Genomic DNA, 9,817 nt, shown 5'->3' with positions numbered 1-9,817 from the left:
GGGCAGAATCTAGCGAACGTCGCAACAGTTGGGCCTGTCGTGGGATGACGGTATCTCAGTAAGAAGCGAGACCGGAGTTGCCCACTCCAGGGTCTTGCGGGGTCGACTATTCAACTGGGAGGCAACCTCGACCAGACGCTCCGGCGTATAGATGCCGAGGTCGCTGCTCTTGGGAAAGTATTGACGCAGAAGCCCGTTGAGGTTCTCATTGCTGCCGCGCTGCCACGGCGAGTGGGCGTCACAGAAGAACACGTCCAGGCCGGTCTCGGCGGAGATCTGCTGGTGCAATGCCATCTCCTTGCCCTGATCCCAGGTCAGGGTCTTCCGAAGCTGCGGCGGCAGTGCTGCCATCGCCGCCGCGATGCCGTCACGAAGTTCCTGGGCACGGTTTCGGCCGGGAAGGTGAATCAGCATGCAGTACCGGCTTCGTCGTTCGACCAGCGTGCCGATCGCCGTCTTGTTCCCCGCTCCCATGATGCAATCACCTTCCCAATGCCCGGGCACGCTGCGGTCGGCCGCCTCGTCGGGTCGTTGGTCGATCATCGTCATATTCGTCAACCGGCCGCGACGTTCCAAGCCCGACAGGCGGCGGCGACGCCGGTATCGGCCGGTCCGCAAGGACCGTTTCGCGGGCCGTGTCAGGCCGCACCGTTGGTCATAAATCGCCTGGTAGATGCTCTCCGGGCACAGATGCCGGTTTCGTTGGCCGGGGAAATCGACGCGGAGCTGATGCGCGACTTGTTCCGGGCTGAACTTCAGGTCGCTGAGCAACTGTGCGACGTGCGCGCCCAGGACGGCGTCGGTATCGAGGCGGCGGGCGCGAGGGCGCCCGATCCGGTGCACGGCCAGCCGCTGGGCAGCGTGCGGACGGTACTCATTGTCGGTGGCGTTGTTGCGTAGCTCCCGGCTGATCGTCGACGGTGATCGGTTGAGCTCGGATGCGATCGCGCGGACACCGCAGCCGGCCCGGCGGAGATCTGCGATCATGATCCGCTCGTCCAGGGACAGGTAGCGGGGCGAGCGAGGCCGCGTGCGAACGTCAGAAGTCACTGGCGGATAGTGCACCGGCTCGCCGGCCGTATTGGTGATTGTGCGCCCGAACCGCCATCGTGTCCCGGTCCGGCGGTTGATTCCGACACGGCGGCACGCCTCGGAGTTACCAACCCCTTGCCGGATCAGCCGAGCGAACTGTTCCCGCTTCTCCGTCAGAGCAACACCGGGGTGCCCACTGTTGGGCTGTGTCGAGTCGTGCATCGCAACCTCCGATTAGCGTCGGGTGTTGCGACGTTCACTGGAATCCGCCTGACGATCAGTGGCCGAACTGGGGCCTACTCAGGTGACCACACCCAACTAGGCGTCATCCGGATCTGCCCGATGCCGTGTCGGGGTGCGCAATACCGAGGTAGGGGATCGTACGGCAAGAGATCCGGCAAGCGGCGCCCAGATAGCGGCGTCCTCTGTCTGGTCGGGATGAGTGGTGACGTTGTGCCCTGGCCGGGGCCGGCACCGTTCGACGGTGCTGGAGATGTCGGAATGCCATGTCGGGGCGTGCTCCGGCCAGGACGGACCTGGCCTCGCCGGGAACGCAGCCGTGCGCGCGGCACCGAAACCGGCGCCTGGTGCGGGAACGTCGACCGCCCCGACGACGCCCTTCCCGACGAGTCCTGACCGCGCCCACCCGCCGTCCAGGGTTATCTGTGGATGTCATGCCGCGATGGTGCGACGTGGTGGAAGACCATCTGCCGGCGGGGCGCGCATATTACGTCCGGTTCGGGGTACTCCACCCGTACGCTGCCCGCGGCTCGACGGCAGTCCGCAGGCGGCGAGACCCTCGACCGCTGACCCCTTCGGCCGAGGGCCGTCACCCGTCGCGCGCGGACCGAGGACGAACGATCGAACCCACCTCCTCGGGCCCCGCGCGGCCCCGGCGCGAGATCATCCTCACCCCCTTCGATGAACTCCTTGAACTTCGACATGTCGTGGCGTTGAATTCCCTGCTCTGCCCGGCAATGTTGGGTTGTGGTGGAATCGATCTGCCGAACCTCCTTCACCCCCTCCATGAACTGAGGAAACGACTCGAACTGGGTCCATTGGTCATAGGCCACGCGGATCGGGACAGCGACGTTGACTGCTTCGGTGGTTGTGGCACCGGGTGTGCGGGTAATGGAGCTCACGCAGCGCAACAAAAGGGGTCGGCACTTGGGGTGGCCATCGGCCGATGACCTGGGCGTATCGTGAAATGATGAAGACGAAATCCCCTCAGCGCAAGGTTACCGACTGGCTCGCGGAGCGGGACGAGCTGGTGGTGGAAATCCTCGAACTCGAGGGTCAGTTGGAAAGAGCCACACGCCGCCTCAAGGAGGTATCCGCCGAGATCGACCTGCCGGGTAGAGCCCAGTGAGCGCAACCCGTTCGTAGCGGCGCGTTCGGGTAATTGCGTTCGCGCTGCCGACGTTGACAACGCTCCTGCTGTTCGTCGAGGAGTAGGACCCCTCGGCGCTGTGTCCGGTGAGAGTCCCGGGCGATCACCGTCCGGACGAGCAGGGTGCCGATCCAGGTCGTCGGCTCGCCGGGCCGCCTCCTCGTCATCGAGTAGCGCGCGGCCAGCCGAGATCTCCGTGTCCCGCGACCGGCTACGGCCGCTTCCGGATCTCGGCGTAGGCCCATTCCCGGGTGCGGTCGAACAGTTCGACGTTGCGGCCGATTTCGGTCCGGACCAGGGTTTTCCGGCCGGTGTCGGGTGGGTCGGGGAATCGGTCACCGAGTGCTTTTGCGAGGTCTTTGAGCGAGTACGGTGGTCGATATCTACAAGGTGGCGGCTGAGCCGATCCGCCAGACGATCCGTCAGTACGAGGGCCGCGCGATTAGCGAGCCGCAGCAAGTCGGCTGACCGAAGGGTGACCCGGCATGTCGGGGCAGAACCGTGCCCGGCGTTCCCGTCGCTGCTGATGTATCCGCGTCATCCACCAACCCAGCGTGATGTCAATCAGGTTCGAAGCTCAAGTCCGCCTCGACCACGACGGTCATGGATCGCACGTCGAACGTCAGCGCGACCGGCCCGGATACGCACCCCAGGTGGTGGAAGTAGAAGAAGTCGTAGCGCACGACGTGACCGTCCCCATCGGCGTGCGCCGAAAGCGGCGCCTTGCCGCCGCCGGTCCAGTCGGCGCTGATGGGCAGCTGGCCGTACTCGTGCCCAGCCACCGCGAACTCGCGGCCGTCGAGTACGAGCGTCCAGTGGGTCGTCTCTGGATCGCTCAGGCTGGACGGCGGCTGCGGTGTCACGGTGGTGCGGAACCGCGCACTGATGACGCGCCCGTCATTGAGGACGGCGAACGGAACCTCTCCCTCTCCAGGCGCCACGCCGTGATTCTGCCACCAAAACGTCGACGCACGCTCTCACTCGGCCCGTTGTGGTTCGCACGATCCGCCAATACGAGGGCCGCGCTTAGCGAGCCGCAGCGGTCGGCGTGACCGAAGGGTCGCCCGGCATGTCGGGGCAGAACCGCTGCCGCCGCTCCCAACGCTGCCGACGTATCCGCTCGATCCGGCACGGCAGGCAGTCGCAGTCCTCGGCGCGGCTCGGGCACCCAGACGGCGGGGAGGTCCCCGTCGTGGTCTCTGGCCAGGACGCCGAGCGTGGAGATCAGTGCCATCGCCGTTGCCGGCTCGTCGGGATCTTTGTCGGCGCCGCCGAGGGCGGTGACTTCGACGAGGGCGGCGATCGTCGCACCGAGGGTGGCCAGAGGCATGGCGGTGGTGCGGGGCAGGGCCAGTAGGTCGGCGCCGGGCGCCTCATCTTTGATGATCAGGGCCAGGTCGCGGGCGAGGGTGCGCAGTGTGTCGTGGTCGAAGTACTGGCGGGCGGTGCGTTCGGTGATGTGCATCTGCTCCGCTACGGCAGCTACTCGTTCGGTGAGCAGGACCTCGAGTTGGTCGGTGGGGACGGTTAGCCCGATGCGTGCCAGCTCTCCACCCAGGGCGGCCGCCGTCGTACTCATCCACGATGATCGTCGCGGCATCGAGGCCTCCCGGATCTGAGCGTTCAACCACCTGGTCTGTCTACCAGCCCCCGCGCACAGCGAACGGTGGTCGTGTCGCAGCATACGGATAGCCTGCCGCCGGGCCACTGATGGTGATCGCCGGGTTGCCGTGCCATCTGGAGGTTTCCGGTATGGCCATGGCCAAAACGAACCCTGGTGACCGCAAAACGGCGCTCAACCCGTTTTGCCTTCTCGGGCGGCGCCGGTAACAGCTGACGAAGCGAACGACCTCAACCGTCAGCTACTGCTCACAATAGAAATGGGCAGAAGTAGGGAGGGCCGACGAAATGTGCGGGCGTCGTTGGAAGCGTTAGGTAGTCCGCACGAGACGCGGCACCGACCGCCACTGCATTCTTGTCAGTGACAGGCGCGTACTTCACGGTGACCCACAGTGCCGGTGTTGTAAACCGCGGTAAACAACACCGGCACAGGGCGATCAGGATCGGGGACTGGTGAGGACCTCGAGCAGTGCGTGCAAGCCATCCTCGTCGAGGTACTCGAGCAGTGCGTCGGCAAGGGTCACCGGATCGGCCTCCATGCGCCGGAACGCGCGAGTGACCTTCGCGGCAGTCACCGCGGGACGGTCAGATTTTCGATCGGCTGGAGTGCTGTCCTGGTCGCTCGTGTCTGCCTGATTTCCACGCTGCCGCTCGGATTGCCACTTGTCGACTTGTTCCGCGTGCGGAACTTGCGCGAGGGAGCGCGCGGTACGGATCGCGAGTTCACCTGTACGAATGGCTTTTTGGAGTTCAGGGGCGAGTTTGAGCAGCGCCCGTCGTTGTGAAATCCAGCCCTTGGATTTGTTGAGCTTGAGGGCTGCCTTCTCGACGGTCCCACATTCGGCGACCATCAGTTCGACGGCCTTGGCTTCTTCGATGACGTCGAAGTCCCGCCGGCCGACGTTCTCGATGACCGCTGCTGCCAGCAGCGTTATCCGATCCTCGGCGACTTCGTCTTTGACGACAATGTCGAGGGCCGGACGGCCGAAATTGGCTGCGGCGGCAAGGCGCCGGCAGCCATTGATCACGATCCAGCGGGCGAGACCGATCTCGGTTTCGTCTTCGGGGTACAGCCGCAAGTAGGCCGACCTGGTGACCACCAGAGCGGGTTGAAGCTGGGTGCCGGTGATCGAGACCAGGGCTGCGAGGTCGCCGAGGTCGTCACGCGGGTTGCGGGGGTTCGGCGCGAGTTCGCCCGGCGGCACGTTGGTCGGTGTCCCGCCGACTGTGGGACGGTCGACGGGGGAGTTGTCGCCGGCGAGGGTCGCGAGGTTGGTGCGGGTGCCGCGTGCCATCACCGACCACCATCGATCCGCAGCTCTAGAGCGAGCCGGTAGAAGTCTTCCCGGGCCTGCAGCGCCACCCGGTTGGCGGGTATTCGGTGACTACCAGGCCGTCCGACCCGAGTCATCGCCGTGGGTTTCCCGCAGCAATGCTGACCGGCGAGATCGCCCTACGGCCGGAAGTCGGCCTCCGGCCGGCTGACCCTCCTGCCACAGGCGAGCTTCGCCCGTCAATCCACGCACCGACCGGCCGCTGGGCAGTCGCGTCCGCTTAGGATTCGTCCCGTGGGAGGCGAGTGGATTCAGATCGATCAGGACTGTGTGACGTGCGGTCAGGCTGCGTTCCGGCACTACGTCTATGCCAGCCTGGGCGGCGTGCTGATCGAGACCGACCTGTACGAGTGCGCCACCCCGGGTTGCCCCGGACCTGTCGCGATCGGCGAACCGATCAACGGCTGATCCCGCCTCAGTCGGCTTCGCCTGCCGTTGCCCGGGGTTACGCATTAGCCTGCGGTGATGAAGTCCGCCCGTGTGATCGGTCTCGCCGCGGCCACGGTCGGTGTGCTGGTGTCCTGCAGCTCCGATCCCGATCCCGACGCAACCACGGCCACCTCCGAGACCACCGGCGCCGTGGAGGAGATGGACCGGGCCGCGGTGATGGCCCGCTACCATGCCGACCTCAACGCTTTCGTCGCCGCATTCCGTGCCCGATACCCGGAGCTGGCGGTTAACCGCAACGACGCGTCGATCAAACACATCGTTATCGAACCCTGCATCGACCTCGCCAACGGCATCGACGAGCAGACCGTCATCGCGACGATCGCAGAGCTGGCCGAGAACCGCGGTACCGCACCCACCCCGGAACAGACGCAGCAGATCTACACCCTGGTCGTACCCGTGTGCCCCTGACCCCTAAGGACTGCAGTCACTCTGCGTGCTCGACACCGTCGCAGACACTACAGTCCTCGTTCTTCCGGCCGCGGTGACAGTGCTCGACCAGCGAGGCTGGGTTTTCTGCAGGCGGGGGAGAAGAGTTGTCGGTGTGTCGGTGGGTGTGCTGCTCAGCCGAGACCTGCTGCTCCCAGTAGCGGCGCCCACGTACTGGGCGTGGACGAACCATGGCAACCCCTCTCCTACGGCCGTCGACTATCCGCAACCGGAGTTCACACCCATAGTGCCGAAAGTGTTCCGGCGTCGTCGACCGAATGCGCGGACACCGGGTGTGGTCCGGGCGGATCATAGGTACAGGTCGGTGAGGGCGCGGACGGTCTCCCAGTGCGCGGGCCCGGGCCGGGTCAGTCCCGGGGCGGTCACGGTGAACGTGCGGGCCAGGGTGACGGCCAGCCCGCCGACCAGGTCGGGAAAGCGGGCCTCGGTGTCGGAGGCGGGGATCCGGTCGAGCGGTCTGTAGGTGGCGAGTTGGGCGAGGATCCGCTCCGGATCGAGGTGTTGCCCGAGCTGGCTGAAGTCGGTGATGTTCTCCTCGAGTCCGCGGGTGATCGGGAGGTCGCCGGGTTCGATGATGTAGCGGCGGTGTCGGGCGGCGCTGGCCTGCCCGGTCAGCAGCAGCCGGTAGAGGCTGTGGGTCAGGACTGCGTTGCAGCGGGGCAGGTCGCTGCCGTTGACGACGAGACCGGCCGTCTCCCGGAACACGGTCTGGAAGGTGGGCACTGTCATGACGGTCAACTGGTTCGTCCCTTCCGGCCCGACACCGGCGGCGCGTTCGGCCGAAGCCTCGGCGTGTGTCCCCGGTCAGATGGCGGCGTGGCGTCGCTGTTCGAACCGGGCCCGGTGCCGGGCCAGGACCGCGTCGGTGGCCAGGTGGGTCCGGCGGCGACCGCGGGCGAGGGCGTAGCGGGTCGGGGCGCTGCGCCGGCGCAGCCGGTCCGCGCGGGCGGCCGCGGGGGTGTCGGCGAGCCAGCGGGCGGCGGCGCGGTCACAGCCGATCAGAAGGTGCTCGCACGCCAACCGGGCCGGGGCGCCGTCGTCGAAGACGACCGGCAGCACGGCCTCGTCGAGGACGGACATCGGGGCCCGGACGATCTCGTACTGCACCCGCAACAGGGTGCGGGCAGCGCTGATCACTCCCATCGGGTTTCCTCCTTGCGATCCTCAGCCGCCGGGGTGGAACGGGACCGCGCGGCCGCGGCCGCGGCGTCGACTGGCCGGACGCGTCAGGGCAGCCTGGACGGCGGCGGTGCCGCCGATTCCGCCGGCGAGAACAAGCAGCAGCAGGGCGACGTTGGTGTTCACGAGAGCAGGTTCCTCCTCGGAGATGCGGCCGGATCGGTGTGGCCGGTACTGACGGGTCGGGCGCAGATCAATGGGGTTGTGTCGGCGTCACCGTCGGGGACCCCGGATCCGGATCGTCGGGAGGTGGTTCGTCGGCGAACATGGCGGCGAGCCGGGCCTTGATCTCGGCGGTACTGATCGCGGCGGTCCGGGAACCGGCGGCGGATGTTCGATGGGCAGTGGGGGCACTCATGGCGGGCGGCGTCCTTGTGCGATTTCGGTGAAGTTCGGTGAAATGCTCTGTCGGTAAAGTTGTTTCAGATCATGAGGGCGGCGGCGGTGACCGCGGCCAGGGTGGCGGCGGCGATGACGGCGGCCGCGACGAGCGATCCGGTGACGATCCAGGCCGGGCCGGTCACACTGGCCGCGGCGACGGCGGCGATCACCATGCCGGGGCGCAGCCGCCCGGCCGGGCGCGTTCGGTCCAGTTCGGGAGTGCGGTGGCCGGTCAGGGTGGTGGTGGGGTGCATGGGCGGTGTCCCTTCTCCCGGATCTGGTGCGGTGAATCGGTCGATCGGTGGTTCGTCGCCGCTGCAGTGGCGGGGTCAGAGGCCGACGACGGTGTCGAGGGTGTCGAGTTCGGTGTGCAGGTGGTCGAGCATCGGGTGCAGGTTCGGCACGGCCGCCCGGCAGCCAGTGAGGCCGAAGACGAGTTGGTCGTCGGTGCTGGTGCAGGTGATGTTCAGTGCCTGTCCGGTGACCGGGATGGACAGCGGATACAGGGCGTCGAGCCGGGCGCCGTTCCAGTACAGCGGGGTGGACGGTCCAGCGACGTTGGAGATCACCAGGTTGAACGGCGGCCGCTGCGGACCGCGGCGGCCGGTGAGCAGTTCCAACCCCAGGGGGGCGGCGCCGAGGGCGTTCAGGGCCAGTAGCTGGGCTTGGCTCATGCTCCGCAACGCCGCCTTGCCCTCGCGCATGCAGGTGCGGATGGTCTCGAGCCGGTGGGCGGGGACGGGCAGGTGGGTGGCCAGGTTGCACATCAGCATCCCGACCCGGTTCCCGGCCCGATCCTGGTCGGCCGCGGAGCCGCGGAGGTTGACCGGGACCATCGCGATCAGCGGATCGGCCGGCAGCGCGCCCAGCCCGTCGAGGAACCGGCGCAGCGCACCGGCGCACAGGGCGAGCACGATGTCGTTGACGGTGGCGTCGGCGTGTTTGGCGAGCAGACGGACCCGCTCGAGCGGCCAGGAGCGGGCGGCGAAGTGCCGGGCCCCGCCGATCGGGACGTTGAGCACGGTGTGCGGGGCGTTCAGCGCCCACGGGCCGCCCCGGGCGCGGCGGGCCCGCTCCACCGCCGCGGCCACCGCCGGCGCCAGACCGGCGATCTCCCCGGCCATACCGCGGGCGGCCCGCAGCGCCTGCCCGGGCAGGGTCAGCGGATTCGGGACGGACGTCAGGGCGCCGGGCGCGGGGTTCCCGGCGACCGGGGTGCTCAGCCGGGCGCGGGCGCCCTCGCCGCGGGTGGGGTGCCAGGGGGCGGGCATGCCGCGGCGGTCCGGATCCTCACTCATGCTGCGCCGCAACAGGGTCATCGCCGACGCGCCGTCGGCGAGGGCGTGGTGGATCTTGGTGTAGACCGCGTACCGGCCGTCGGCCAGGCCCTCGATCAGGTGCATCTCCCACAGCGGTCGGGACCGATCCAGCAGGGTCGCGTGCAGCCGGGAGACCAGGGTCAACAGCTCCTCGGTACCCCCGGGCCGGGGGAGGGCGTCCCGGCGGACGTGATTACCGAGGTCGACGTCCCCGGCGGTGTCCCAGCCCCACTGGCCCAGCGAGGTCAGCGACCGGCGGGCACGTTTGCGGAACAACGGTGCGACCTGCTCGTCGTCGACGGCGGCCTCGAACATCTCCCGAACCGCCCCGGCGTCGGCGCCCTCGGGCGGGGTGAACACCGCCAGCCCACCCACGTGCATCGGATGCTCGCGGGATTCCCCCACCAGAAACAACGCATCGGTCGGCGACATCGGCAACAACATCGGCACAGAACCCATTTCTCCCCGGGTGCGCCCGTCGGCGGGGTCCGGGCCGGCGGTTGCACAACAAACGTTCATCCGTGAACCCACATCACAAACAGGTGTGATATGAGTCACAAGTAAGTGTCGTTGACATCATTTGTACAGCAATCCGCCCGAGTTGTGCTACTTGAACGTCCGTCCAGCATAATTTTGCCACCCGGTGCACCAGCGCGAATGCCGAA

The 9,817-nt window shown here is 67.6% G+C and carries 14 protein-coding genes and 1 pseudogene; 3 read left to right on the top strand and 12 right to left on the bottom strand.

Translation table 11 applies throughout. The features are described 5' to 3' along the window. Window positions 1-9: 9 nt before the first annotated feature. Complete coding sequence (locus ACNJ7E_RS01185) at window positions 10-1,254, bottom strand: IS30 family transposase (protein ID WP_489686813.1); 1,245 nt, start codon at window positions 1,252-1,254, stop codon at window positions 10-12. Between the two features lie 437 nt (window positions 1,255-1,691). Continuing rightward, the gene (locus ACNJ7E_RS01180; protein WP_418338827.1) at window positions 1,692-2,105 is read right to left on the bottom strand and encodes an SRPBCC family protein; all 414 of its coding nucleotides are present in this window, start codon (window positions 2,103-2,105) and stop codon (window positions 1,692-1,694) included. A gap of 137 nt (window positions 2,106-2,242) precedes the next feature. On the opposite strand from ACNJ7E_RS01180, the gene ACNJ7E_RS01175 reads away from it, so the two are divergent. Then, on the top strand, window positions 2,243-2,401 hold the full coding sequence (locus ACNJ7E_RS01175; protein ID WP_418338825.1) for a hypothetical protein: 159 nt from the start codon (window positions 2,243-2,245) through the stop codon (window positions 2,399-2,401). A gap of 581 nt (window positions 2,402-2,982) precedes the next feature. Here the strand turns inward: ACNJ7E_RS01175 and ACNJ7E_RS01170 are convergent. From ACNJ7E_RS01170 to ACNJ7E_RS01155, 4 genes and pseudogenes are all read right to left on the bottom strand, one after another. After that, window positions 2,983-3,285 (bottom strand): hypothetical protein, encoded by a 303-nt coding sequence (locus ACNJ7E_RS01170; RefSeq protein ID WP_418338824.1) that lies wholly within the window; start codon window positions 3,283-3,285, stop codon window positions 2,983-2,985. Next, the gene (locus tag ACNJ7E_RS01165) at window positions 3,282-4,001 is read right to left on the bottom strand and encodes a hypothetical protein (RefSeq protein ID WP_418338823.1); all 720 of its coding nucleotides are present in this window, start codon (window positions 3,999-4,001) and stop codon (window positions 3,282-3,284) included. Before ACNJ7E_RS01165 ends, ACNJ7E_RS01170 begins: the two co-directional genes overlap by 4 nt. 478 nt (window positions 4,002-4,479) lie before the next feature. Then, complete coding sequence (locus tag ACNJ7E_RS01160) at window positions 4,480-5,337, bottom strand: ParB/RepB/Spo0J family partition protein (protein ID WP_418338822.1); 858 nt, start codon at window positions 5,335-5,337, stop codon at window positions 4,480-4,482. Beyond that, a pseudogene (locus tag ACNJ7E_RS01155) lies at window positions 5,337-5,443 on the bottom strand (ParA family protein); the annotation flags it as partial. The gene ACNJ7E_RS01160 and the pseudogene ACNJ7E_RS01155, both read right to left, overlap by 1 nt. 167 nt (window positions 5,444-5,610) lie before the next feature. Between ACNJ7E_RS01155 and ACNJ7E_RS01150 the strand changes: the two are divergent. Together ACNJ7E_RS01150 and ACNJ7E_RS01145 are read left to right on the top strand one after the other, a co-directional pair. Continuing rightward, window positions 5,611-5,784 (top strand): hypothetical protein, encoded by a 174-nt coding sequence (locus ACNJ7E_RS01150; protein ID WP_157234240.1) that lies wholly within the window; start codon window positions 5,611-5,613, stop codon window positions 5,782-5,784. A 57-nt stretch (window positions 5,785-5,841) separates the two neighbouring features. Continuing rightward, entirely contained in the window at window positions 5,842-6,234 is a 393-nt protein-coding gene (locus ACNJ7E_RS01145) for a hypothetical protein (RefSeq protein WP_418338821.1), read from the top strand. Between the two features lie 327 nt (window positions 6,235-6,561). Here ACNJ7E_RS01145 and ACNJ7E_RS01140 read toward each other — a convergent pair whose 3' ends face one another. From ACNJ7E_RS01140 to ACNJ7E_RS01115, 6 genes are all read right to left on the bottom strand, one after another. Continuing rightward, entirely contained in the window at window positions 6,562-7,002 is a 441-nt protein-coding gene (locus tag ACNJ7E_RS01140; protein ID WP_418338820.1) for a DUF1931 family protein, read from the bottom strand. A 75-nt stretch (window positions 7,003-7,077) separates the two neighbouring features. Continuing rightward, window positions 7,078-7,416 carry a hypothetical protein gene (locus ACNJ7E_RS01135; RefSeq protein WP_418338819.1) on the bottom strand — a complete coding sequence of 113 codons (339 nt, stop codon included), beginning with the start codon at window positions 7,414-7,416 and terminating at the stop codon, window positions 7,078-7,080. A gap of 21 nt (window positions 7,417-7,437) precedes the next feature. Beyond that, window positions 7,438-7,578: a hypothetical protein gene (locus ACNJ7E_RS01130; protein ID WP_418338818.1), complete on the bottom strand. Its 141-nt coding sequence runs from the start codon at window positions 7,576-7,578 to the stop codon at window positions 7,438-7,440. A gap of 67 nt (window positions 7,579-7,645) precedes the next feature. Continuing rightward, a complete protein-coding gene (locus tag ACNJ7E_RS01125) occupies window positions 7,646-7,810 on the bottom strand; it encodes a hypothetical protein (RefSeq protein WP_418338817.1) in 165 nt (54 codons plus the stop codon). 64 nt (window positions 7,811-7,874) lie between these two features. Next, on the bottom strand, window positions 7,875-8,087 hold the full coding sequence (locus ACNJ7E_RS01120; protein WP_418338816.1) for a hypothetical protein: 213 nt from the start codon (window positions 8,085-8,087) through the stop codon (window positions 7,875-7,877). 75 nt (window positions 8,088-8,162) lie between these two features. After that, window positions 8,163-9,596, bottom strand: a complete 1,434-nt coding sequence (locus ACNJ7E_RS01115) for a WS/DGAT/MGAT family O-acyltransferase (RefSeq protein WP_418338826.1) — start codon at window positions 9,594-9,596, stop codon at window positions 8,163-8,165. Window positions 9,597-9,817: the final 221 nt, after the last annotated feature.

The organism is Rhodococcus mengyinensis (genome assembly GCF_048381435.1).
Classification (GTDB): domain Bacteria; phylum Actinomycetota; class Actinomycetes; order Mycobacteriales; family Mycobacteriaceae; genus Rhodococcus_F; species Rhodococcus_F opacus_D.
The sequence above is the reverse complement of the archived record's forward strand: the minus strand, read 5'-3'. Positions and strand labels throughout refer to the sequence as shown.